The following is a 24,128-nucleotide window of genomic DNA, read 5'->3' as shown; positions in this document are numbered from 1 at the left end:
CTGCCGTTTCATTAACCATCTTCGCCAGGCTTCCACCGTCCCCGGCTCGCTATGGAAGAGAGGGCTAACTACTATCGATCCATCATCGTTACAGCATATTCCATTTTGCTAATTATAATAGCAAAATCAAAAAACGCTCGTCAATGGCCAACACCATTTTTTAAACATGTTTTAAACGACACAGTCTTGATATTATCGGCGTTCCATCCCAAACAATCTTGCTTTTTGCTCTTCGTTTTTTCACTTCCGGCTCATCAAGCAGCAACCAAAAGTTTTTCATCGGCAAATTTCCAAGCCCGTGCTTTTCGCTTAACCGATTTAAGTACATTTGTCGTTTGTCGCTCATCTGTCGCGACAAGTTGTCTCCATCATTGGAAAAAGCGTACAATACGCTCGCGACCGCGACACGCTTGATGCGAAACGCCTCGGACACGCGTAAAAAAAAGTCCCAATCCCAATAATGGTGAACATTCGGATCAAAATAACCGAGGTGATCATGAATCGATTTTCGGTATAAACTCCCGGATGGAACGTATGTAGAAAATCTCCGCATCGCTTCCCGGTCATATTCATAAGCGAATAAGAAGCGGTCTGTCGGGATACGCTGTCCGTTTTCGATTCGATAATGGAAAATTTCTACATCTGAATAAACGAAGTCCACATCGGCAATTTCCGCAACCATTTGCTCTATATGACAAGGAAGCAATATATCGTCATCATCGCAAAGCATAATGAGTTCCCCTTTTGCCGCTTTAACGCCGATATTTCTCGCCTCGACATGTCCGACATTGTCGCGGCAATGGATGAGATGGACGCGCAACTCTGGATATAACGCGACAATATCATCAACACGCTCGCCACCATCATTTACAACGATCACTTCAAAATAACGATATGTCTGTCTGTTTAATGATTCTAATAATTCCGCAAGCGGATACAGACGATTATAGGTGGGAACGACAACCGATACAAAGGGACGCAAAGTCCGCTCACCGCCTCTCTTTTTCTCCCCACAAAAAAGAAGGAGCAATTACCCTTAAGGTATAAGCTCCTTCCCCTTTTTGTCAACCGCTATGCCAATTCCTGTTGCTTCGTTTCTTTTCCTAACACCCATACCGCAATAACGCCAATGAAAATAGAAATACAGAAAATCAGAAAAATCGTTGTAATCGTAATATGGCTATTGACAAGATAGCCGACGAAAAGCGGTCCTAAAATGCCGCCTATGCGTCCAAATGACGCCGCCATCCCAGCTCCCGTGCCGCGAATCGAAGTCGGGTAAAGCTCTGGAGTATAGGCGTATAACGCTCCCCATGCGCCAAGGTTAAAAAACGATAGTAAAATGCCAAAGGTCATGAGCAGCGCAAGCGAATCCGCGTTGCCAAAGAAATAGGCACTCGCGGCCGTACCAATCAAATACGTGATGAGCACAAATTTCCGCCCCGCTCGTTCAATAAGCCATGCGGCGCTAAAATAGCCAGGCAATTGCGCCAGCGTCATAATCAAGACATACTCGAAGCTTTTAATTAAGCTAAACCCTTTCATGACCATTACGCTTGGCAGCCATAAAAACATACCGTAGTAAGAAAATACGACGCAAAACCAAAGCACCCAAAGCATGAACGTTTCTTTCCGGTAAGAAGACGACCAAACCTTGACGATGTTGTCCCATACGGTTTCTTCTTTGCGCGCACTTGTAAACCTTGGCGAATCAGGCAATCCCCATCGTAAATATAGGGCGTATAACGCCGGAATCGTCGCAAGCAATAGCGCTGTTTGCCAACCGTATGTTGGAATGACAAAATACGAAATTAATGCGGATAACAACCAGCCGACTGCCCAAAAGCTTTCCAGCAGTACAACAGTTTTTCCGCGTTCTTGCGCCGACACGCTTTCTGATACAAGCGTCGAAGCAACCGGCAGTTCTCCGCCTAAGCCCATTCCTATAAGAAAACGTAAAACTAAAAACGCCGTCAATGTCGTCGTTAAGGCAGATAGCCCGCTTCCGATCGAGAATAATAATAGTGTAATAATAAACACGTTTTTTCTGCCGATGCGGTCGGCCAACAATCCGAATAACAGCGCGCCGACTGCCATACCGATGGAGTTGACGCTGCCGATCCATCCCATTTGTTCGACACTTAAGTTCCAATCTTTTCGCAACGCCGCGATAATAAACGACAGCATGCCAACATCCATCGCGTCAAACATCCAGCCAAGCCCGGCAACTCCTAACAGCTTTCGCTGTGAAATCGTTTGTTGAATCATGTAAATCCCCCTATTTTTACAAGTGTAAAGACATCATTTTACATCATTATAGGGGGTTTTGCCGGATGATTCAATAAAAGATATTTTTAAATAGAATGTTTTGCATCATAAGAAATATTCCCCAACCGCCTATCCCTAGCCCGATTGATAAAATGAATGGAAAAGAAGCTTTTAAACATAAAGCGATAATCAGCAATAAAAACGCGGTTGCCGGAAATCCCCATAACACCCCATACACAAACTTACTTAAAATTTTTGCCTCTTCTCCTTGAAAATATAACCAAAATAAACTTAGCAAGCTGACTAGCGGTAATGCCGCAATGATTCCTCCAATGGCTGGATATCTCCGGGCCACTTCTGTTACAAAGCCGATCACAATAGCGGAAACAACTACTTTGACTAGCGCAAACATTTTTTCGCTCCCTCACTAAGAATGGTAAACGCTTTTTGTATGAGTTCTAAATCAGATTCATCCATTTGTTTGAAAACTTCTTTTAGTTTGTCTTTGTCTAATCGGGTATGCCGATATAAGATATGTCTTCCTTTCTCCGTTAACACAACAAATACTTTCCTCTCATCAAGGCTGCCTCTTTTTTTACTAACCAGGCCTTTTTTTATCAACCGCTTTGTATGTTCGGAAGCCGTGTTATGAGATACTGCCAAATGCTTTGCTAAATCTCCAATTGTTGCCTCTCCGTTTTTTTCAATATACTGCAGCAAGCGAATGGCTTGATGTGTAAGATTGTCCTCGTTTACATAGTGCAGCAAGTAATAAATATCGGTCCATTGCTCGTTAATCGTTTCGATCATGTCGTCAATCTGCATTTTTGTCCCTCCTCTTTCAAATATATCTTAATATACGATATAATCTTAAGTAAAGATATAAAAAGAGGATAAGCCATTTGACTTATCCTCAGCTATGCTATCTTGCAAATACTTCGTTAATTGTATACTCCAGCCACGATTTCACCGTCGTAAACGCAAAACGAACGTTGAGGCGTTCCGTCCATTGATGGACGTCGCGTCCGATCGGACCAATGTTAAGCACCGGCACATTGAATTTTGCAAGCGCATCAAACGGCAAATGATAGCCGCGATTCCACACCGGCATGTTATCGGTAAGGACTTGTAAAGAAGATGAAGATTGCTGCAAGCCGACATAGCTTAAGTCGGAAATTCCGCCGAAGTAATGTTGCTGCACAAGAGAAATACCATGCTTTTCTTGCGCGTATTTTTGCAGCTTCGCAACAAGACGCTGAACGAGCGGATCGCTGCTGGCGTTGACAGCCGGGTAATACGGAGGAGCATAAAAAAGAACGATCATCGGCGCGAAATCTTTACAAAGTATAGCAAGCCGGTCGACTAGTTTGATCGTTTTCTCCCGCTCGTCTTTCGCTGCTTCCGTTGATAAAACGCTTGCTTCAAGCTGTTCGATTCTTTCTAATCCAACCATCTCCACTGCTTTCTTTCTTAACTCTGAAAAAGTGAATACGTTGATAGACAGCGGTTTCGGCGCCCATTTTTCGAGTTTCGCAAAGCGGGACGCTTCATCGTTATAACGCTCTTCGATGCGTTTTGCCGCCCGCTTTGCGATCGCGATTAACGAGTTCGTCACGTCGTCGAGCGACCTTTTCTGCAAAAATAAATTAAATAACGTTACCGCGCGATGCGGTATTTGCACAGAATATTCTTCTTTTAAATCGGTCTGCAATAAGTTTGTCGGCGGCGGACTGACTTCCCCACTAAACACTTCGCAAAAATCAGTGTTAAATTCTAATTCATTAGCGATTTGCGCCACCATGAAATTGGCATTTAGCCCTGCGAACGGTTCTCCGACATGCGTTTCTTTTCCGTAACAATAAAAGCCCGGCAGCACTTTTCCAATCGAGCCGGTGTAAATGTAATTCGCTTTGTCCCCTGGGTAGCGAGTAAACATCGGTTCGGAATTAAGCACAAGCCGATAGGTTAATCCGTATTTTTCTGCCATTTCGACAAGGATCGGCACGGCCGCACGCATTCCTACCGAGCTCACTTCCTCATCCGGTACCGTAAGCAGCAGTAAATTTCCTTCAAACTTTCCTTGGCATGCTTGCTCGATCAGCGACATATGAAGAGCAAGACCGCACTTCATATCCATCACGCCGCGGCCAAATAACCATTCCCCTTCTTCCATATCAGCTTGCACATCAGAAGGAAGCTGTTGTTTCTGTTCGTAAAACCGCTCCGTCAGCTTTTCGGGAGAAAACGCGGCGTCCTTCCATGCCCCGTAATCTTGCACATCGACCACATCAAAATGGCTGATGAGAATGACGGTATCGCGCACTTGTTCCGCTTTCTTCACCAGTGCGGTTACAAAATAACGGCCATCACCTGTCGGATGCAATTGCACAAAATTATTATTTCCCCGGAAATAATCAAGTGTGCGCAACTGTTCCGTGATGTATTGTGCAAGTAACACTTCCGCTTCTGTCCCGCTAATGCTTGGATATTCAACTAAATGACAAAGCAATTGCTTTAATTGTTGCGTCGTTTGCCATTTCATCCCGATCCCCCATTATTTTTGATATCGTTCTCCCTTATTTTAGCAAAAAATAACGCCGCCACCTATGGCAGGTGCGGCGTTACAAACTCCATTTTTGGATGTCAAAAACAAGGTGCCCATTTGCGGCGAATGAAATCGTTTGATTATTTTTATACGGAAAGAACCGTGCCGTAAATACTTCTTCCCCTTCATTCACAAATACCTCAATCGAGGACGTGTCTAAAAACATATGCAGCGAATGCAAACGTTCCAAACGGCATTGTCTTTTTTCGGTCAGACCGTTGGCAAAACTTTTGCGCTCCAACGTTAGCACGCGTTCACCGCTGTTGTAAATGATGCGCGCCGTATTGCGAATAGCAATTTCCATTATGCCCCCTAATAATCGAATATTCTCTAGATTAAGCTCGATAACATCCCCGCTGATTCCTTCTAACATCATTTCTTCGTTCGCAATCGTGACATTTGAATATGCAATTTTATCCTTTCGCAACATTTGTAACTCTTCAACTGGTGTTTGATATAACTTACCATTTTTCAGTTTCAACTCACGCGGCAATGTTAGTGCATGAATCCAGCGATGCGCAATGGTCGGATGCTTATCCTCATCTTGACCGGGAACTCCCATCCAGGCGATTAAAATGCGCCGTCCTTTTGCATCAAGCATCGTTTGCGGGGCGTAAAATTCAAAACCGCGGTCTAATTCGGTAAATGGTCCGTGAAGAAATTGGGCCGTTTCGTAATCAAGACGACCGACAAAATAACCGGACTGATATACGTTATGATACTTCATTCCTTCCGCTTTTAACCCTTGCGGACAAACAAGGAGCACTTCTTGTCCATCCAATTCAAATAAGTCGGGACATTCCCACATGTAGCCAAAATCGCCTAATTGATTCAAGTTTCCTCCGGCAATCGCGCCGAGATGTTCCCAATCAAAAAGATTTTTTGAACGAAATAACACCGCAAGCCCATCTAAACTTTTGCTTTGGGCTCCGACAATCATGTACCAGTTTTCGCCTTTTTTCCAAACCTTCGGGTCGCGAAAATGCGCCGTATAGCCGTCAGGAAGCTTCACCACAACCCCTTTTTTCTCAAAGTCAATGCCGTTTTTTGACACGGCCATACATTGGTACGTCTGGCGGTTGCCGTGTTCATCCTTCACATTTCCCGTATAAAATAATGTTAATACACCATTATTGTCAATTGCACTTCCGGAATAGCATCCGTTTTTATCAAACCATTCACTGGGGGCAAGCGCAATGTTTTCTTGTTTCCAATGAACGAGGTCACAAGATGTGTAGTGCCCCCAAAATTTGGCGCCATGCCCAGTATGAAATGGCATCCATTGATAAAACACATGGTAAACTCCGTTCCAATGAATCAATCCGTTCGGGTCGTTCATTAGCCCGACCGGCGGCATTAAGTGATAATGAAGACGATAGTAGTCTTTTTCTACCATGTCTTGATATTTTTCGATTTCGGCATACGCCTGTTCGATTAGTTGTTGTTCTTTTTCCGATTTCATTTTGCTCACCTCTATTGCAACCAATCAGGCAAGATCCTTCTTGCCTGATTCATTCTTCTTCATGAAATCCGAGCAATAATGTTGCAACAAACGCAGAGCCTACCGCAATAGCAAACCCGATTAAATAGTTTACTAAATTTTGCATTCCTTCCGAAGCAACGATGGCAATCATCGGGATACCGGTTAATCCGTAGGCGTTCGCGACAACGTTGGTAAACACAACATACGCCCCTCCTAACGCGCCGCCGATTGCTGCGCCAATAAACGGCTTACGGTATTTTAAGTTCACCCCGAAAATGACTGGTTCGGTAATTCCTAAAAATGCTGACAATGCTGATGGTAGAGCGACTTCTTTCGTTTTGGCTCGTTTTGCTTTCGCAAATACCGCCAAGCCTGCACCTCCTTGCGCCACATTAGCCATTGACCAAATCGGCAGTAAATAGTTCACACCGAGCTTCGCTAGTAAATTTGCTTCGATCGCGTGGAAACTATGATGCACGCCGGTAATGACAATCATCGAATACAAGCCGCCGAAAAGCAGTCCAGCAAGCGCGCCGCCATAATGGTAAATAAAGTTGAGCACCGTTGTAATCCCATCGCCAAGTAGATTCCCTAACGGACCTATCGCTAAAATCGTAATAAACCCTGTCGCAATGACCGTTACAAACGGAACAACAAGCAAGCTGACCGCATGTGGAACGACTTTTCGCAGCCCCCGCTCGATTTTACACATCACATAAGTTGCAAGCAAAATCGGAACGACCGTTCCTTGATAACCAATCATTGCAATATCAAAGCCGAGAAAATGCATATATTCCGGTTTTGCTTCTGCCAATCCCCACGGATTCAATAGCGCAGGGTGTGTCATAATCCCGCCAATGACTGCTCCTAAAAACGGAGTGCCGCCGAACTCTTTTGCAGCGCTAAAGCCAATTAAAATTGGCAAGATGATAAACGCTGCGCTGGAAAACATATCGAGCAGCACATACCATGGGCTGTCAGGCGCAACCCATTTGAACGCTTTCATCATTCCTAATAGTCCCATCAATAGACCGCTGGCGACAATCGCAGGAATAATCGGAACAAAAATGTTGGATAACGTTTTCGCCAGGCGTGCTAATGGATTCATTTTTTGCTTGACCGCTTCTTGATGAACATCCGCGCTTACATGCTGCAATCCCGTTTCTTTTACAAACGCGTCGTATACTTTATTGACAACACCAGTACCAAAAATAATTTGATATTGCCCGGAACTAGAAAACGCCCCTTTCACTCCTTCGATGTTCTCGATCGCTTTTGTGTCCGCTTTCTTGTCGTCTTTTAACACTAAGCGAAGCCTTGTCGCACAATGGGCGGCACTGATGATGTTCTCTTTCCCGCCTAATAATGGAATGAGTTGTTTTGCGACGTGTTCGTAATTCATTTGTGAACCCCTCTCTTTTTATATTTTTTGAAGAAAAACAAAAAGACCTAAAACATACAAAGGGCATATATGACAGAAACAATCTGCCATTCCCTTCATACGTTTTAGGTCTTGCCTGCGCTCGCAGTCACAATCCCACAATATTTTTTTTGTAATGCGCTTTCATTATAATCGACTCGAAATCGTTCGTCAACGTTTTTGTAACCGTTGAATATGAAGAGCGATATAAGCAAGCTCCGCATCAGGAAACTCGAGACCATATTCGTTTTTTGCATGCTCGGCCATCTTTTTTGCGCAAGCATATTCTTTTTCATATTTTGTTTGAATAAGCATAAGCATTTCATCATCCATCGAATGAAGCCGTTCATGGTCTTCAATGCGGTTGATCGCAAAACGCAAGTGGGTAAGCAGCCGCTGGTACGAAATGCTTTCTTCATCAATATCAATGCCTAGTTCAGCTTGAATAATATCGATCATTTCGCGAATAAGCGTGGTTTGCCGAAGCGTTTTATTCATGCTGGCGGCATCCATCTTAGCAGTATGGATATGAAGCGCAATATGTGCTACCTCATCGTCTGGAATTTCGATGCCGAGCCTCTCTTTAATGAGTTGTTTCGCCCATAGTCCAATTTGATATTCTTTTTTGTACAGCACTTTAATTTCATTGAGCAATTTATTTTGGATGCGGTAACCTTGCTCCAGTCGCTCAAGCGCAAATGATAAATGATCCGTTAACGCGATATGAATATGATTGTTTAACGGGGCTTGCAGCTGTCCCTCCGCGTAGCTAATAATCTCTTCGGCAATTTCAATATGCTCTTCCGGCAATGTCCGCAATAATTGTTGAAACTTTTCATTTTCCTCCTCCATCACAAAAATTTTTTCGATTTTCGAAGGAGGAATAATATCGTTTTTTCTTTTTTGAAAGGCAATCCCAGCTCCCATGACAATTTTTTCTTTTCCATCATCTACCACGACAACCGCATTGTTATTTAAAATTTTATGGATTCTTAACGCCATGGCTTCATCCCCCGATTGATTCGCTATTACGCATTGTTCGTTTCGATATGAAAAATGACTGTTTCTCCTTTTGTTGCCTTCGTTTCAGACGTTTTTTGCAAGCTTGCCACGGCATCGCCGTTTGTCACGATAATCGGTGTGATCGTGCTTTTCGCTTTTTGTTTGACAAGATCTAGGTCTACCGTTAATAAACGCTGGCCGGCTTTGACACGGTCTCCGGCTGCTACATGCGCTGTAAATCCTTCGCCATTCATCGAAACCGTTTCCAATCCCACATGAATTAACAGCTCTACGCCCGCTTCCGAACGCAAACCGACCGCGTGTTTTGTTGGGAATACCTGTACGACTTCCCCATTGACAGGCGCAACGACTTCTCCTTCCGTTGGTTCAATCGCGATACCGTCTCCCATCATTTTTTGCGAAAAAACGGGATCAGGAACTTCTTCTAGAGGCTTGATTGTGCCTGCCAACGGCGCAACCACATCTTCATGAATCGGCTTTTCTTTTTTGCCAAACCATTTTTTAAACATGTAGTTCATCCTTTCTTCTTTTTAAATAAACGAGATAAATGAACAAAAAAGACCTAAAACGCCACCATCGTGTTCGTCTTAGGTCTTGCCTGCAGTCGCAGTCACAATCCCATCCTTTTTCATATTTAGGGTAAATGGAAATGCCACATTTGTCAAAGAATAACGATATAAGTTCATTGGAAATTCATATTTTGGCTATGCTCATTGTCTTAAGCGTCGGCAAATCTCGTCCGCCACTTCACGGATAGTCAATTTCCCGCCGATGTCAGAAGTTTTTATGCCATCTGTTGCTACACTTTGATAATCGGTTCCTTTATAATAAAGCCCCTGCACACTCCTCTCAAAAATTGGTTTCGTGCTAAAATAAAAACAAACAATTTTTTGTTTGTGCATTTCCACAAATTCACGTTATGAAACGAGGGAAACGGATATGAATCATCACGACGACCCATTTCAAGGGAACTTCGACAGCCTCGAAGAATTTGCGGACCATATTAGCGATCTGTTGCAATGTCCGATTACGATTGAAGACGCAAACCATCGGCTCATCGCCTATAGCGCTCACGATGACTATACCGATCCGGCGCGTACCGCAACAATTATCAGCCGGCGCGTACCCGAAAAAGTGATTAATAGTTTATGGAAGCAAGGGGCGATCCCGGCGTTATTAAACAGTCGTGACCCTGTCCGTGTCGCGGCTATTTCCGAAGTCGGTCTCGGCAGTCGTGTCGCCGTCTCGATTTGGAAAAACGACGAAGTAATCGGATTTATTTGGGCATTGGAAACAGACCGCACGTTATCGAAAGAGGATATGGAGCTGTTAAAAAAAGCAGCAAAAGCGGCGAAAAATAAAGTATTGCAGCTGTATATGCGCAAAAATAAAAAAGAAGAACGGGTTCAAGAATTTTTTTGGAAGCTGTTGACGGGACATATGACGACAGAGGAAGAAATTAAAGAAAATTTCGAGATAATGCAAATCCCGACCGCTCCTTTATTTTCCGTCATCGTTTTTCGGCTTGCCAACGAAATTACGAGAGAGATTGAAAAACAAATTTCTTATCTGTTACAGACAACTCAACAAATTCAACTTCTTCTGTATACGACAGACCGGAGTGATGTCATTTTATTGGCAACACCGAAAAATGTAAATCAACCGCTGCAAGAGTTTAACTGCTTTATCCAATCATTCGCGACGAAAATGAAGGAGCGATTTCACATTAACAGCATTCAAAGCGGCTTCGGCGGTATATACGAAACGTATACATGCATCGAAAAAAGCTACAAGGAAGCTTTAACAGTGCTGAAAATGAAAGAAAAGTTTCCGGCGCAAATTAGCTCCATTTATGGATATCAACAATTGGGCATTTATCAATTTTTTGATTTATTGTTAGAGAAAAAACGACAAGGAGAGTTTACCAACACGGCTTTACTCAAATTACAATCGTATGATCAAAAACATCATAGCGATTTAGTCGAAACATTTGAAATCTTTTTCGACCACGACAGCAATGTCAATGAAACGGCGAAAGCGTTAAACATTCATCCAAACACCCTTGCTTACCGACTAAAACGCATCGCCGAAATTGGTGAAATTGACTTACATGATATCAATCAAAAAGTAAAACTATATATCGATATTAAACTTGCCAAATATGAAGCGCTCCATTAATTTGTGGAAATCCACAAAATGATAGCGCTTCTTTTTTTCTTCTTAACAAAGAAAAAATCATTACGACCATTTATAATATAATTAAGGCCAAAATACGAGGGAGGAATTTCACTCATGATTATTGGGGTACCAAAAGAAATTAAAAATAACGAAAACCGCGTTGCGATCACGCCGGCGGGCGTTATGTCATTCGTTCAAGCTGGACATACGGTGTTAGTGGAAAAAGACGCAGGAATTGGAAGCGGTTTCACTAATGAAGATTATGCAAGCGCTGGAGCGCAAATTATCGATCAAGCACAAGACGTATGGGCAAAAGCGGATATGATCATGAAAGTAAAAGAGCCGCTGCCAAGCGAATATAACTATTTCCGCCCAGGACTAATTTTATTCACGTATTTGCATCTTGCTGCAGAACCGGAATTGGCGCGTGCACTGAAAGAAAAAGGCGTAATTGCGATCGCATACGAAACTGTACAAGTCGGCCGCACCCTTCCGCTTCTTACGCCGATGAGCGAAGTAGCAGGACGCATGGCGGCGCAAATCGGCGCACAATTTTTAGAAAAACCAAAAGGCGGAAAAGGCATTCTTCTCGGTGGTGTTCCAGGAGTAAGCCGCGGTAAAGTGACGATCATCGGCGGTGGTACTGTCGGAACGAATGCGGCAAAAGTCGCAGTTGGTTTAGGCGCAGATGTAACGATCATTGATTTAAGCGCAGACCGCCTTCGCGAGCTAGATGACATTTTCGGCCACCAAATTACGACATTAATGTCCAACCCAATGAACATCGCTCAAGCGGTCGCAGAGTCCGATCTTGTGATCGGCGCTGTTTTAATCCCAGGAGCAAAAGCACCAAAACTTGTTACAGAAGAAATGGTCAAAGCGATGAAACCAGGTTCTGTCATTGTCGATGTCGCGATTGACCAAGGCGGTATCGTCGAGACAAGCGACCACGTCACGACGCACGACAACCCAACATACGTCAAACACGGTGTCGTTCACTATGCGGTTGCCAACATGCCTGGGGCGGTTCCAAGAACGTCCACGCTCGCATTAACGAACGTAACGATTCCATACGCTCTGCAAATCGCTAACAAAGGTGTTCATCAAGCCATCGCAGACAACCCGGCGTTAAAACTTGGCGTCAACGTCGCAAACGGCGAAATCACTTACGAAGCAGTTGCCCGCGACCTTGGCTACAACTATGTCCCAGTGGAAGAAGCGCTAGGAAAACAACTAATCGCAAATTAATCCATCATACCGGTACTGCGCGCCTGGCGCAGTGCCGGTTTTTTATTCCTTTGCCACAATCACTTTTCTATCTTATCGAAGTGATTTTATGCTATTATTAAAGAATCATGATACATACGAGGGAGGAATGCACCATGGCAATGCCTAAAGCACTGACCATCGCCGGTTCTGACAGCAGCGGCGGCGCTGGCCTTCAAGCGGACTTAAAAACGTTTCAAGAACTTGGCGTATACGGAATGACCGCGATTACGACGATCGTCGCGATGGATCCACATAAACAATGGTTTCATCAAGTGTTTCCGGTCGATCTCGCTACTATCGAAGCGCAGCTCGAAACCATTATTGTTGGCGTCGGAATCGACGCGATGAAAACCGGCATGCTTCCGACAACAGATATCATTGAACTTGCCGCAAAAACGATTGAAAAACATCAATTGACCAATGTTGTCATTGACCCGGTAATGGTATGTAAAGGAGCGGACGAACCGCTTCATCCGGAAAACACAGTATGCTATCGCGAAGTGCTTGTGCCAAAAGCGACAGTAGTAACACCAAACTTATTCGAAGCAGCACAATTAAGCGGGCTAAGCCGCATTGAAACGGTGGAAGATATGAAGGAAGCGGCGGGAAGAATCCATGAGCTTGGCGCAAAATATGTAATCGTAAAAGGCGGACGCAAAATTCCTCATGAAAAAGCGATCGACGTCCTATACGATGGAAAAACGTTCGAATTGTTGGAATCCGATCGCATCGAAACAACCTATACACACGGCGCAGGCTGCACGTTCTCCGCTGCGATCGCTGCAGAACTTGCGAAAGGAAAGCCGGTGAAAGAAGCGATCGCAACGGCGAAGGAGTTCATTACGGAAGCAATTCGCCATTCTTTCCCGCTCAACCAATATGTCGGGCCAACAAATCATGGCGCGTACCGCCGCTATCATCAATAATGAGGCAGGAGGAATATCTCCTGCTTTCCTTTTGCTTTATACAAAAAAACAAACGTGATAATATTATAAAAAAAACAAATAATTTATTAAAAGAAGGATGTGTGAATCGATTGAGAGTATCTGCTGTTCAATACCATCTCCATACCATTGATTCGTTCCAGCAATTTGCCGATCAAGTAACCCATTACGTAAAAACCGCACAAGAGTTCGAAGCGGAATTTGTCCTGTTTCCCGAATTTATAACCACCCAGCTGTTATCCATTCCGACCAATTCAGGAAAAGCCGCAACCATTGATGACTTGCCAAATTATACAGAACCGTATTACGAGCTATTCACTTCGTTAGCGAAACAAACGGGCATGTACTTAATTGGCGGCACACATGTTATTCGCAAAAACGGAAAGTTATATAATGTCGCCCATTTATTTACACCAGACGGACAAATTCATCAACAAGCAAAGCTGCATATTACTCCGACGGAAGTAAAAGAATGGGGCATTACTCCGGGAGAAAGCATCAATGTGTTCGAAACAGAAAAAGGGACGATCGCGCTGTTGACGTGCTATGACATTGAGTTTCCGGAAGCCGTTCGCATCGTTCGCGCCAAAGGAGCAGACGTCATCTTCTGCCCATCATGCACCGATGACCGTCATGGATTCCATCGCGTACGGTATTGCTGCCACGCGCGCGCCGTCGAAAACCAAGTGTATGTCGTCACGACAGGCACGGTCGGCTCGCTGCCAACCGTCGACTTCATGCGCGCCAACTTTGGCCAAGCCGCGGTCATTACACCAAACGATATTCCGTTCCCACCGCGCGGCATTTTAGTCGAAGGGGAAATCAACGACGACATGATTGTCACCGCCGACCTCGACTTGTCGCTGTTGTATAAAGTGCGGGAAAAAGGTTCGGTGACGACATGGCGCGACCGCCGCACCGACTTGTACCCAGACTGGAAATAAGGGAGAGGACGAATCGATGAAATACGTACGAATTACAAGCATTGACGACCCGCTTTTTGCAAAAATGTATGAGTTGCTAAAAACGGTATTTCCGGAAGAAGAAGTGCTCGAGTTTGAGCTGTGGAAAGAACCGCTCCAAGACCAGAATTTACGCGTCTGTGTCGCCATACTAGACGATAATGTCGTCGGCGCGACCGAATACCGCTACTACCCGGACATGAACGTCGCGATGACGGACTTCACAATCATCGGCAAAGAAGGGCTTGGCATCGGCCGCTTTTTAATGGAACACCGCGAGAAAGATTTGCTAGGGATGGCCGCAAAGCACGGCAACGAGCTATTGGGCATGTTTGCGGAAATTTACGATCCTTATCGCGTGCAAGATCATTCGTTCGGCGGCATTAAACCGATGGACCCTTACGTCCGCCGCGAAGTGTTATCCCATATCGGCTACCGCAAGCTTAACTTTCCGTACGTCCACCCTTCGTGGAAAAATGATGGGGAAGCGGTATCCGCCCTTGATTTTTGCTTCCTATCTTATAGCCATAAGGGAGACACGCTGCCGGCCGATCTCATCATCCGCTTTCTTCAAACGTACTATGCGATTTTGCCAAACAAATCAGACGCCTGGCATGACATGATAGAAAACTTAAAAACGAAAACGGAAGTGGAATTGCTGCCGATTTAACGAAAAAAAAACCCGGATGCGACAACACGTCCGGGTTTTTTTCTTATAACGATGCTTTGAAACGGTCAAACTGCTCAGCAATTTTACCTTCCGGCGCCTTTGTTAACAAGCTGACGATCACAATCGCCGCCAAACTCGCAGCGAAGCCTGGAATCATTTCATAAAGCAAGTTTTTTAAATACGCTGATTGCGTCCAGAGAATAACGGTCATTGCTCCTGCGACCATGCCGGCAAGTGCACCCCATTTCGTCATGCGCCGCCAGAACAGACTTAATAAAATGACGGGACCGAACGAAGCGCCAAAACCTGCCCACGCATAGCCGACCAAGTTTAAAATCGTGTCGTTTTTCGTATACGCCAACGCCGACGCTACTAACGCTACAATGAGCACGGAAAGCCGGCCGACGAAAACTAATTCTTTATCCGAAGCCGAACGGCGGAATAATACTTTATATAAATCTTCCGTTAAGGAACTTGACGTCACCAGAAGCTGCGAAGAAATCGTGCTCATAATCGCCGCTAAAATCGCTGAAAGCAAAAATCCGGTAATGAGCGGATGAAATAGAATTTCTCCGAGCTTGACAAAGACGGTCTCCGGATCGCCAAGCTTCGGACCGTGCTCAGAAAAGTAAGCGATTCCAAATAACCCTGTCAACATCGCGCCGACAACGGAGAAAATCATCCACCCCATTCCAATGCGGCGGGCATTTTTCATTTCCTTGACCGATGAAATCGCCATAAAACGGACAATAATGTGCGGTTGTCCGAAATAACCGAGCCCCCACGCAAACAGCGAAATAATACCGAGGAAGCTAGTTCCTTTCCATAAATCGAGCAAATTAGGGTCAATGTTTTTAATGGTAGTAAACGTATCGCCGACACCGCCCGTATGGAAAAGCGTTACGACCGGAACAAGAATAAGAGCAATAAACATAATCGTTCCTTGCACAAAATCGGTCCAACTAACAGCCAAAAATCCTCCAAACAATGTATACGCAACAACGACACCAGCAACAATCCATAGCCCTGCATGATAACTTGTGCCAAATGAGTTTTGAAACAGCACCGCTCCAGATACAAGACCGGAAGATACATAAAAGGTAAAGAAAATCATAATAACAAGACCGGAAATTAACCGAAGCAGCTTCGATGTATCGCCGAATCTATTTTCCAAAAATTCTGGAATCGTAATCGAATCATTTGCCACTTCCGTATATACACGCAAACGAGGCGCAACATACAACCAGTTCGCATATGCTCCGAGCGTAAGCCCAATAACAATCCATGATGCACTTAATCCTTGCGCATACATTGCTCCTGGAAGCCCCATCAACAGCCAACCGCTCATATCGGAAGCCCCCGCACTGAGCGCTGTGACCGCAGGGCCTAACGTCCTTCCCCCAAGCATATAATCGGAAAGGTTGGACGTACGTTTATAAGCCCAATACCCAATAAGAAGCATCCCAATCATATACACTGCGACAGAAATCAATACCAAAGCATTCTCCCCTTTCCTTTGTTGCCTTCTTTATCATCATAACGAAAGAATATTATTTTTACAATAATAATTATAATTTTCCAATTGTTTAGAACATAAATATATTATAAGGTTTTCCAAAAAACAAAACGAATATTCATTTAATTTATAATATAAAAATAAACCAACCCACTTCTGCTACATTATTTTATAAAAATGAATATTCATTTATTTCAAGAATATTATAAATTGAAATTCAACTAATAGAATATAATAGTGAAGAGGTTTATTAACACGATGTATATTAACCAAAATATTCAAATAATTATTTTTATAAATAGTATTGCATAAATGTAAAAATATTGATAGATTGATAGTATGTATTTATTCATCAAAGGTCGCACAAAGGGGGATGTTTATCATGATAAAAAAAGGAGCAATTCTCGCTGTAGTGCTTGCGTTGCTTACAGCGTTGGCTGCATGTGGCGGAAAATCAGCGGAACCGAGTTCTTCTTCCTCTTCGGGAAAAGAGGAAACAAAGAAAAAAATTATCGTCGGAACAGACGCTGCGTTTGCACCGTTTGAGTACATGGATAAAGGGGAAATTGTCGGTTTTGACGTTGACTTGTTAGATGCGGTTATGAAAGAAGCTGGCATCGACTATGAACTGAAAAATATCGGCTGGGATCCGCTCTTTGCCGCATTGCAAAGCAAAGAAATCGATATGGCGATCTCCGGCATCACGATCAATGATAAGCGGAAACAAACATACGATTTCTCCATTCCTTATTTTGAATCCACTCATATGATTATGGTGAAACAAAATAGTCCAATCAAAAACGCGCTTGACTTAAAAGGCAAAACGATCGGAGTCCAAAACGCTACGACTGGACAGGAAGCAGTAGAGAAATTGCTAGGCAAAGGCAATAAAAACATTAAAAAATTCGAAAACACGGTTGTGGCGATTATGGAATTATTGAACGGCGGCGTCGATGCAGTCGTCACGGACAACGCGGTGGCAAGCGAATATGTAAAAAACAATCCAAACAAAAAAATTAAAGTCATTCCAGATTCAAAACACTTTGAATCGGAGTTTTACGGCATGATGTTCCCGAAAGGAAGCGACTTAAAGCCAAAAATAGACAAAGCATTGAAAAAACTGATGGAAAACGGCAAATACGCCGAGATTTATAAAAAATGGTTTGGAACAGAGCCAAACGTCGATAACTTATTGAAACAACAATAAGCGCGCGAACATCGAAAAATGCGTAACTACTTTATTTTAGTTACGCATTTTTTATAAGAAAGGTGAGGACTGATGGATTTTCGTTTTGAAATTATTCAGGAATACGCCCCGTTTTTCCTGAGAGGGGTGCTATTAACTATCGGGGTTTCGATCGCCGCCATCATTGCTGGCTCGATTCTCGGTCTTATGATCGGCCTTGGCAAAATGTCAACAAAGCGGCTCGTCCGGTTCCCGTTTGAATGGTACATTAACTTTTTCCGCGGCACGCCGCTTGTCGTACAAATGCTGCTTGTACACTTTGGAGTTATGCCGCTGTTTTTTGCCCAGCCAAGCGCGACCGTCTCGCTGGTTGTATCGCTGTCCTTAAACTCGGCAGCGTATGTGGCGGAAATTTTCCGCGCCGGCATTCAATCGATTGATAAAGGGCAAATGGAAGCCGCCCGCTCGCTCGGTATGACGCATGCGCAGGCGATGCGCTACATTATTTTGCCGCAAGCGTTAAAACGGATGATTCCGCCGTTTGGAAACGAGTTTATCGTTTTAATTAAAGACTCGTCCCTCGGCCTTGTCATTGCCGCCCCAGAACTTATGTATTGGGGAAAAGCGGCTGCCGGAGAGTACTACCGCGTTTGGGAACCATATTTAACCGTGGCGTTTATTTATTTGCTTTTAACCCTTTCCCTCAGTAAACTACTACATTATTTGGAAAGGAAGTATTCAAACCAATGATTAAAGTAAGCAATTTAAAAAAGTCATTTGGCAACCTAGAAGTGCTGAAAGGAATTAATGCCCATGTCCGCGAACGGGAAGTCGTTGTTGTCATCGGCCCGTCCGGTTCCGGGAAATCAACCTTTTTGCGCTGCTTAAACCTTTTAGAAGACTTCGATGAAGGAGAAATCATCATTGACGGAATCAACATAAAAGAAAAGCAGACAAACATTAACAAAGTGCGTGAAGAAGTCGGAATGGTGTTCCAGCGTTTTAACTTATTCCCGCATATGACCGTGCTCGATAACATCACGCTTGCTCCCGTAAAAGTGCGGAAATGGCCGCGCGAAAAAGCAGTAGCAAAAGCAATGGAGCTGCTTAAAAAAGTCGGGCTGCAAGAAAAGGCAAACGCCTACCCGGATTCGTTATCGGGCGGACAAGCGCAGCGCGTCGCGATCGCTCGCGCCCTGGCGATGGAACCAAAAGTGATGCTGTTTGACGAGCCGACGTCCGCCTTAGACCCGGAAATGGTCGGGGAAGTGCTGGCCGTCATGAAACAGCTCGCAAATGAAGGAATGACCATGGTCGTTGTCACGCACGAAATGGGCTTTGCCCGCGAAGTCGGCGACCGCGTCCTGTTTATGGACGGCGGCTACATCATCGAAGAAGGCACGCCAGGCGAAATTTTTGACAATCCGAAACATGAACGGACAAAATCGTTTTTGTCAAAGGTGCTGTAACTTTTGTATTTGCCTTGTCGCCGCAACAAAGCGGCGAGGTTTTTTTACGGACCACAACAGAAAGAGGCTGGTCTTCGCCATGCTGCTTCCATCCGCAAACAAAAAAAAGAAGCCTTCCCTCGCATTTAGGGAAGGCTAAACAGAACGACCCAGCTGCTTTGCCAGCCGTTCGCGAATGCGCGGATTTAACGTTTGCCACATCCATTTTTCAAATAGCTCCTTTTTTTCTTGAAATGATAAATGGTAGCGCTCGCCTGCTTGTTGGCGCGCTCTCTCGGTTACATCGTATAACGCAAGCGCTGCCGCCACTGATATATTAAAACTTTGGACAAACCCATACATTGGAATCATAAACGTCGCATCAGCGGCACGAATCGCCTCTTGCGACACACCGCTATGCTCGTTGCCAAATAGAAGCGCCGTCGGCCGCGACACATCGATGTCGCCAAGGCGAAGCGTGCCTTCGCCGAGATAGCTGGCATACACTTGATACCCTTTTGCTTGCAGCTCTTTAATCGTCGTTACAATATCCGGTTTTTGCTGCAGCGTCAGCCATTTATCAGCATGTCGCGTCACAAGCGGGTTCGGCTGAAACGGCGCTTTTCCAGTGACGACATACACATCCTGCACGCCAAACGCTTCCGCTGTCCGCAACACCGCCGCTTGGTTGTGCGGATCATCGACTGCTTCAGTCAATACCGTAATATAACGCGTCCGCTTTTGAAGTACATTATACATCCGCTTTAACCGTTCGGGTAAAATCATTTCCCAAATAAGACGCGTTTCTTCCGTCAAAAACCCATCTTTTTGCAGCTGTTCAATGAACGCTTTTGCTTCTTGCTCGTTCATTGCCATCACCTTCGTTTCTTCTAATAATCTACCTAGAACGAATCTCATTGTACAAAATTTTGACAATGCGAGCAAACACAACAAGCCGAAAAACTTCTTAATAAATCCATACATTCCCATTTTTTTATTGCCTATCATGAACCATAATACATATTACAAAGCAAATGATATATTTATTAGGATATTATTAATTTTATTTAAATAACAAAAATACCATTTATTTCATATATAAATACATTTACAAATATTTATTCAGCATGTACTATATTAAATGTAAACGCTTTAAAAAATTTTTAAAATAATTTATTTTTTTATTTGCTTTTTACAAAATTGTCCCGATCGATAGGAGGAAACGATTATGCAAACTCCAAAAAATGAACAAAAATTACATCGTGGATTAGAGGAAAGACATATTTCTCTTATGTCTCTTGGGGCAGCGATTGGGGTGGGGCTATTTCTTGGCTCTGCATCTTCCATCAAATTAGCGGGACCGGCGATTTTGCTTGCTTATGCGGTAAGCGGCGTGATTATGTTCTTTATTATGCGCGCGCTCGGCGAAATGGCCGTGGAAAACCCGGTTGCCGGTTCATTCAGCCGCTACGCGCATGACTATTTAGGACCGCTTGCTGGTTATTTAACCGGGTGGAACTATTGGTTTTTATGGGTAGTTACTTGCATCGCGGAAATCACCGCTGCCGGCATTTATATGCAATTTTGGTTCCCTGATACGCCAAGATGGATATGGGCGCTAGCCGCTTTAATGATGATGACATTAATCAATTTCCTCGCTGTCAAGGCGTATGGGGAATTAGAATTTTGGTTTGCGCTTATTAAAATTGTCACCATTGTATTTATGATCATCGTTGGCTTGGGCATGATTCTATTCGGAATCGGCAATGGCGGAGTCGCCACAGGCATCAGCAACCTTTGGGAACATGGTGGATTTTTCCCGAACGGCTTTACCGGTGTGTTAATGTCTTTGCAAATGGTGATGTTCGCCTACTTAGGAATCGAAATGCTCGGCGTTACGGCCGGCGAAGTGAAAAATCCGGAAAAATCGCTGACTAAAGCGGTCAATAGCGTATTTTGGCGCATTTTAATTTTCTACGTGGGCGCATTATTTGTCATCATGTCCATTTACCCTTGGAACGAAATCGGCGAAAAAGGAAGCCCGTTTGTCTTAACATTTGAAAAAATCGGCATTCACGCCGCTGCGGGAATCATCAACTTTGTCGTTTTAACGGCTGCGTTGTCTTCCTGCAACAGTGGAATTTTCAGCACAAGCCGCATGCTCTTCAACTTGGCTGAGCAAAAAGAAGCGCCATCTTCCTTCGCTAAACTGACGAAGCGCGGAATTCCAGGCGTCGCCCTCATCGTCACGGCGTTAGCGATGTTAGTCGGTGTGTATTTAAACTACGTTTCCGAAAAAGTATTCCAATGGGTCACAAGTGTCGCTACATTCGGCGCGATTTGGACATGGGCGATTATTTTGCTTTCGCAATTGCAGTTCCGTAAACGTTTAAGCCTAGAAAAGCAAAAACAATTAAAGTATAAAATGCCGCTTTATCCTTTTAGCTCTTATATCGCTCTCGCCTTTTTAGTCGGAGTTACCGGTTTAATGGCATATTTCCCTGACACACGAATCGCACTTATCATTGGACCAGCCTGGCTCATCTTGCTCGTTGTCGTCTATTATGCAAAAGGCATGCATAAGCGCCATGCCTCCCCTTCTGATAAAAGGCAAGTTAGCTAAACAACCGTCTCCATCCCTTTTATAGGGATGGAGATGTTTATTTTTTTACATCCTTCTTCATGTTCATTGATGATCATTTCTCCCTTCCCCCTGTTACATACCAACACCGTCATTCAATTAATATTGTTCAACATTTCACAAACTATTCAATAATAGATAGTTCTAGGCGTCAATAAATATAGTATTGTATAGTTGAAATCTGTTATATATATTTTTTCAGTCTGTTATAGTTACAGGCGATTGGGAGGGGATCTGTTATGAAACAAGCTACTGCTGTATTAGACCCGTGGCGTAGTTTTAAAGGGTCAAAATGGAAAAAGTCCATTGACGTCCGTGACTTTATTTTAAACAACGTCACCGTTTACTATGGGGATGAATCATTTCTAGAAGGACCTACGGAAGCAACGAAAAAATTGTGGGAACAAGTGATGGAATTGTCGAAACAAGAACGCGAAAAAGGCGGCGTTCTCGATATGGATACATCCATTGTTTCTACCATCACTTCCCACAGACCGGGTTATTTAAACAAAGACTTGGAAAAAATCGTTGGTTTTCAAACAGATAAACCGTTTAAGCGCGCATTAATGCCGTTCGGAGGCATCCGCATGGCGCAACAATCATGCGAAGCATACGGCTACAAAGTAAGCGACGAAGTGAAAAAAATTTTTACCGAATACCGAAAAACCCATAACCAAGGTGTATTTGACGTTTACACCGAAGAGATGAAATTAGCGCGCAAAGCGGGAATCATCACCGGTCTTCCAGATGCGTACGGACGCGGCCGCATTATTGGCGACTATCGCCGCGTAGCATTATACGGCGTCGATCGTCTGATTGAAGAAAAACAAAAGGATTTGAAAAACACTGGCGCAAGAACGATGACGGAAGACATTATCCGTCTTCGCGAGGAAATTGCTGAACAAATTCGCGCGTTAAACGAATTGAAACAAATGGCATTAAGCTACGGTTACGACATTTCCCAACCAGCGCAAAACGCACACGAAGCATTCCAATGGCTCTATTTCGCTTATCTCGCCGCTATTAAAGAACAAAACGGCGCAGCGATGAGCTTAGGCCGCGTGTCCACCTTCTTAGACATTTATATCGAACGCGACCTACAAGAAGGTACGCTAACAGAAAAAGAAGCGCAAGAACTTGTCGACCATTTTGTGATGAAATTGCGCCTTGTCAAATTCGCAAGAACGCCGGAATATAACGAACTATTCAGCGGCGACCCGACATGGGTAACAGAATCGATCGGCGGAATGGCGATCGATGGTCGTCCGTTAGTCACGAAAAACTCGTTCCGCTTCCTTCATACGTTGGATAACTTAGGACCTGCGCCAGAGCCAAACTTAACGGTACTTTGGTCGAAACAATTGCCGGAAGCGTTCAAAGAATATTGCGCGAAAATGTCGATAAAAACAAGCTCGATTCAATATGAAAATGACGACTTAATGCGCGTTGAATTCGGCGATGACTACGGAATTGCTTGCTGCGTATCGCCAATGAGAATTGGCAAACAAATGCAATTTTTCGGAGCGCGCGCCAACCTTGCGAAAGCATTGTTATATGCGATTAATGGCGGCGTTGATGAAAAATTAAAAATACAAGTTGGTCCTGAGTTTGCGCCAATTACATCCGAATATTTAGATTACGATGAAGTCATGCGTAAGTTTGATCATGTACTTGAATGGCTTGCGGAACTTTATATTAATACACTCAATGTCATTCATTACATGCACGATAAATATTGTTATGAACGCATTGAAATGGCGCTTCATGATTCGCATATTTTACGCACGATGGCAACTGGTATCGCCGGACTATCGGTTGTCGCTGATTCGTTAAGTGCGATCAAATACGCAAAAGTCAAACCGATTCGAGATGAAAACGGCATTGCCGTTGATTTTGAAATCGAAGGAGATTTCCCGAAATACGGAAATAACGATGATCGCGTCGACCAAATTGCGGTTGATTTAGTCGAACGTTTTATGACGAAATTGAAAAAACATAAAACGTATCGCGATTCAAAACATACGTTATCGATTTTAACGATTACATCGAACGTCGTATACGGGAAAAAGACAGGAAATACGCCAGATGGCCGTCGCGCTGGCGAACCGTTTGCTCCGGGAGCGAACCCGCTGCACGGCCGTGACACGAAGGGAGCGCTCGCTTCGTTAAGCTCTGTCGCGAAATTGCCATTTGAACATGCATTAGATGGCATTTCTAATACGTTCTCAATCGTGCCGAAAGCTTTAGGAAAAGAAGAGCAAACCCGTGTTCGCAATCTTGTCGCCATTTTAGATGGTTACATGGAAAAAGGCGGACACCATCTCAACATTAACGTGTTGAATCGTGAAACGTTATTAGATGCAATGGAACATCCAGAAAAATATCCGCAATTAACGATTCGCGTCTCTGGATATGCCGTCAACTTCATTAAATTAACTCGTGAACAACAAATTGACGTCATTAACCGCACGTTCCACGAAACGATGTAACGATCTCCCCCTCCTTCTTGAGGGGG

At 44.0% G+C, this 24,128-nt stretch carries 21 protein-coding genes; 10 read left to right on the top strand and 11 right to left on the bottom strand.

The features are described from left to right. Window positions 1–160 precede the first annotated feature (160 nt). The 9 genes from QSJ37_RS09515 to QSJ37_RS09475 all read right to left on the bottom strand — a co-directional run bounded on the left by QSJ37_RS09515 (window position 161) and on the right by QSJ37_RS09475 (window position 9,308). On the bottom strand, window positions 161–982 hold the full coding sequence (locus tag QSJ37_RS09515) for a glycosyltransferase family 2 protein (protein ID WP_015865374.1): 822 nt from the start codon (window positions 980–982) through the stop codon (window positions 161–163). A gap of 89 nt (window positions 983–1,071) precedes the next feature. Continuing rightward, window positions 1,072–2,268 carry an MFS transporter gene (locus QSJ37_RS09510; RefSeq protein ID WP_483313592.1) on the bottom strand — a complete coding sequence of 399 codons (1,197 nt, stop codon included), beginning with the start codon at window positions 2,266–2,268 and terminating at the stop codon, window positions 1,072–1,074. Window positions 2,269–2,338: 70 nt separating this feature from the next. Beyond that, on the bottom strand, window positions 2,339–2,680 hold the full coding sequence (locus QSJ37_RS09505) for a DUF3147 family protein (protein ID WP_285754922.1): 342 nt from the start codon (window positions 2,678–2,680) through the stop codon (window positions 2,339–2,341). After that, window positions 2,668–3,093 carry a MarR family winged helix-turn-helix transcriptional regulator gene (locus QSJ37_RS09500; protein ID WP_285754920.1) on the bottom strand — a complete coding sequence of 142 codons (426 nt, stop codon included), beginning with the start codon at window positions 3,091–3,093 and terminating at the stop codon, window positions 2,668–2,670. The genes QSJ37_RS09505 and QSJ37_RS09500 overlap by 13 nt, the downstream gene beginning before the upstream one ends. A 97-nt stretch (window positions 3,094–3,190) precedes the next feature. Beyond that, window positions 3,191–4,810 carry a M20/M25/M40 family metallo-hydrolase gene (locus QSJ37_RS09495; RefSeq protein WP_285754919.1) on the bottom strand — a complete coding sequence of 540 codons (1,620 nt, stop codon included), beginning with the start codon at window positions 4,808–4,810 and terminating at the stop codon, window positions 3,191–3,193. A gap of 79 nt (window positions 4,811–4,889) precedes the next feature. Beyond that, window positions 4,890–6,335: a sucrose-6-phosphate hydrolase gene (locus tag QSJ37_RS09490; RefSeq protein ID WP_285754918.1), complete on the bottom strand. Its 1,446-nt coding sequence runs from the start codon at window positions 6,333–6,335 to the stop codon at window positions 4,890–4,892. A 49-nt stretch (window positions 6,336–6,384) separates the two neighbouring features. Next, window positions 6,385–7,758 (bottom strand): sucrose-specific PTS transporter subunit IIBC, encoded by a 1,374-nt coding sequence (locus QSJ37_RS09485; protein WP_285754917.1) that lies wholly within the window; start codon window positions 7,756–7,758, stop codon window positions 6,385–6,387. Window positions 7,759–7,947: 189 nt separating this feature from the next. After that, entirely contained in the window at window positions 7,948–8,778 is an 831-nt protein-coding gene (locus QSJ37_RS09480) for a PRD domain-containing protein (protein WP_285754916.1), read from the bottom strand. Window positions 8,779–8,804: 26 nt separating this feature from the next. Beyond that, window positions 8,805–9,308 (bottom strand): PTS sugar transporter subunit IIA, encoded by a 504-nt coding sequence (locus QSJ37_RS09475; protein ID WP_285754914.1) that lies wholly within the window; start codon window positions 9,306–9,308, stop codon window positions 8,805–8,807. A 430-nt stretch (window positions 9,309–9,738) separates the two neighbouring features. Between QSJ37_RS09475 and QSJ37_RS09470 the strand changes: the two genes are divergently transcribed. From QSJ37_RS09470 to QSJ37_RS09450, 5 genes are all read left to right on the top strand, one after another. Continuing rightward, window positions 9,739–10,977 (top strand): PucR family transcriptional regulator, encoded by a 1,239-nt coding sequence (locus tag QSJ37_RS09470; protein ID WP_285754913.1) that lies wholly within the window; start codon window positions 9,739–9,741, stop codon window positions 10,975–10,977. 114 nt (window positions 10,978–11,091) lie between these two features. Further along, complete coding sequence (gene ald / locus QSJ37_RS09465) at window positions 11,092–12,225, top strand: alanine dehydrogenase (protein WP_285754912.1); 1,134 nt, start codon at window positions 11,092–11,094, stop codon at window positions 12,223–12,225. A gap of 134 nt (window positions 12,226–12,359) precedes the next feature. Continuing rightward, a complete protein-coding gene (pdxK, locus tag QSJ37_RS09460) occupies window positions 12,360–13,172 on the top strand; it encodes a pyridoxine/pyridoxal/pyridoxamine kinase (protein WP_285754910.1) in 813 nt (270 codons plus the stop codon). A 110-nt stretch (window positions 13,173–13,282) separates the two neighbouring features. Further along, on the top strand, window positions 13,283–14,134 hold the full coding sequence (locus QSJ37_RS09455) for a carbon-nitrogen hydrolase family protein (protein WP_081188532.1): 852 nt from the start codon (window positions 13,283–13,285) through the stop codon (window positions 14,132–14,134). Between the two features lie 16 nt (window positions 14,135–14,150). After that, the gene (locus tag QSJ37_RS09450; RefSeq protein WP_285754909.1) at window positions 14,151–14,822 is read left to right on the top strand and encodes a GNAT family N-acetyltransferase; all 672 of its coding nucleotides are present in this window, start codon (window positions 14,151–14,153) and stop codon (window positions 14,820–14,822) included. Window positions 14,823–14,865: 43 nt separating this feature from the next. Here QSJ37_RS09450 and putP read toward each other — a convergent pair whose 3' ends face one another. Then, on the bottom strand, window positions 14,866–16,320 hold the full coding sequence (putP, locus tag QSJ37_RS09445) for a sodium/proline symporter PutP (protein WP_285754908.1): 1,455 nt from the start codon (window positions 16,318–16,320) through the stop codon (window positions 14,866–14,868). A gap of 400 nt (window positions 16,321–16,720) precedes the next feature. Here putP and QSJ37_RS09440 point away from each other — a divergent pair, with 400 nt between their 5' ends. From QSJ37_RS09440 to QSJ37_RS09430, 3 genes are all read left to right on the top strand, one after another. After that, complete coding sequence (locus QSJ37_RS09440) at window positions 16,721–17,545, top strand: basic amino acid ABC transporter substrate-binding protein (protein WP_285754907.1); 825 nt, start codon at window positions 16,721–16,723, stop codon at window positions 17,543–17,545. Window positions 17,546–17,617: 72 nt separating this feature from the next. After that, window positions 17,618–18,274 carry an amino acid ABC transporter permease gene (locus tag QSJ37_RS09435; RefSeq protein WP_285754906.1) on the top strand — a complete coding sequence of 219 codons (657 nt, stop codon included), beginning with the start codon at window positions 17,618–17,620 and terminating at the stop codon, window positions 18,272–18,274. Beyond that, on the top strand, window positions 18,271–18,993 hold the full coding sequence (locus tag QSJ37_RS09430) for an amino acid ABC transporter ATP-binding protein (RefSeq protein ID WP_285754905.1): 723 nt from the start codon (window positions 18,271–18,273) through the stop codon (window positions 18,991–18,993). Before QSJ37_RS09435 ends, QSJ37_RS09430 begins: the two co-directional genes overlap by 4 nt. A gap of 135 nt (window positions 18,994–19,128) precedes the next feature. Here the strand turns inward: QSJ37_RS09430 and QSJ37_RS09425 are convergent, their stop codons facing one another. Beyond that, window positions 19,129–19,842 carry a TrmH family RNA methyltransferase gene (locus tag QSJ37_RS09425; protein ID WP_285754904.1) on the bottom strand — a complete coding sequence of 238 codons (714 nt, stop codon included), beginning with the start codon at window positions 19,840–19,842 and terminating at the stop codon, window positions 19,129–19,131. 358 nt (window positions 19,843–20,200) lie between these two features. Here QSJ37_RS09425 and QSJ37_RS09420 point away from each other — a divergent pair, with 358 nt between their 5' ends. Together QSJ37_RS09420 and pflB are read left to right on the top strand one after the other, a co-directional pair. Further along, a complete protein-coding gene (locus tag QSJ37_RS09420) occupies window positions 20,201–21,595 on the top strand; it encodes an amino acid permease (protein WP_285754902.1) in 1,395 nt (464 codons plus the stop codon). A gap of 257 nt (window positions 21,596–21,852) precedes the next feature. Beyond that, a complete protein-coding gene (pflB, locus tag QSJ37_RS09415) occupies window positions 21,853–24,102 on the top strand; it encodes a formate C-acetyltransferase (RefSeq protein WP_285754901.1) in 2,250 nt (749 codons plus the stop codon). Window positions 24,103–24,128: the final 26 nt, after the last annotated feature.

The sequence above is a fragment of the Parageobacillus sp. G301 genome, from assembly GCF_030268025.1.
GTDB lineage: Bacteria > Bacillota > Bacilli > Bacillales > Anoxybacillaceae > Parageobacillus_B > Parageobacillus_B toebii.
This window is presented reverse-complemented; position numbering and strand designations above follow the sequence as displayed.

What these genes read in the sequence shown, in the direction of transcription:
- pflB (WP_285754901.1), top strand. Translation starts at nt 21,853, where the DNA reads ATGAAACAAGCTACTGCTGTATTAGACCCGTGGCGTAGTTTTAAAGGG.
- QSJ37_RS09510 (WP_483313592.1), bottom strand. Translation starts at nt 2,268, where the DNA reads ATGATTCAACAAACGATTTCACAGCGAAAGCTGTTAGGAGTTGCCGGG.
- QSJ37_RS09420 (WP_285754902.1), top strand. Translation starts at nt 20,201, where the DNA reads ATGCAAACTCCAAAAAATGAACAAAAATTACATCGTGGATTAGAGGAA.
- QSJ37_RS09505 (WP_285754922.1), bottom strand. Translation starts at nt 2,680, where the DNA reads ATGTTTGCGCTAGTCAAAGTAGTTGTTTCCGCTATTGTGATCGGCTTT.
- QSJ37_RS09435 (WP_285754906.1), top strand. Translation starts at nt 17,618, where the DNA reads ATGGATTTTCGTTTTGAAATTATTCAGGAATACGCCCCGTTTTTCCTG.
- pdxK (WP_285754910.1), top strand. Translation starts at nt 12,360, where the DNA reads ATGGCAATGCCTAAAGCACTGACCATCGCCGGTTCTGACAGCAGCGGC.
- QSJ37_RS09440 (WP_285754907.1), top strand. Translation starts at nt 16,721, where the DNA reads ATGATAAAAAAAGGAGCAATTCTCGCTGTAGTGCTTGCGTTGCTTACA.
- QSJ37_RS09430 (WP_285754905.1), top strand. Translation starts at nt 18,271, where the DNA reads ATGATTAAAGTAAGCAATTTAAAAAAGTCATTTGGCAACCTAGAAGTG.
- QSJ37_RS09475 (WP_285754914.1), bottom strand. Translation starts at nt 9,308, where the DNA reads ATGTTTAAAAAATGGTTTGGCAAAAAAGAAAAGCCGATTCATGAAGAT.
- QSJ37_RS09470 (WP_285754913.1), top strand. Translation starts at nt 9,739, where the DNA reads ATGAATCATCACGACGACCCATTTCAAGGGAACTTCGACAGCCTCGAA.
- ald (WP_285754912.1), top strand. Translation starts at nt 11,092, where the DNA reads ATGATTATTGGGGTACCAAAAGAAATTAAAAATAACGAAAACCGCGTT.
- QSJ37_RS09495 (WP_285754919.1), bottom strand. Translation starts at nt 4,810, where the DNA reads ATGAAATGGCAAACGACGCAACAATTAAAGCAATTGCTTTGTCATTTA.
- QSJ37_RS09450 (WP_285754909.1), top strand. Translation starts at nt 14,151, where the DNA reads ATGAAATACGTACGAATTACAAGCATTGACGACCCGCTTTTTGCAAAA.
- QSJ37_RS09500 (WP_285754920.1), bottom strand. Translation starts at nt 3,093, where the DNA reads ATGCAGATTGACGACATGATCGAAACGATTAACGAGCAATGGACCGAT.
- QSJ37_RS09485 (WP_285754917.1), bottom strand. Translation starts at nt 7,758, where the DNA reads ATGAATTACGAACACGTCGCAAAACAACTCATTCCATTATTAGGCGGG.
- QSJ37_RS09490 (WP_285754918.1), bottom strand. Translation starts at nt 6,335, where the DNA reads ATGAAATCGGAAAAAGAACAACAACTAATCGAACAGGCGTATGCCGAA.
- QSJ37_RS09425 (WP_285754904.1), bottom strand. Translation starts at nt 19,842, where the DNA reads ATGAACGAGCAAGAAGCAAAAGCGTTCATTGAACAGCTGCAAAAAGAT.
- QSJ37_RS09480 (WP_285754916.1), bottom strand. Translation starts at nt 8,778, where the DNA reads ATGGCGTTAAGAATCCATAAAATTTTAAATAACAATGCGGTTGTCGTG.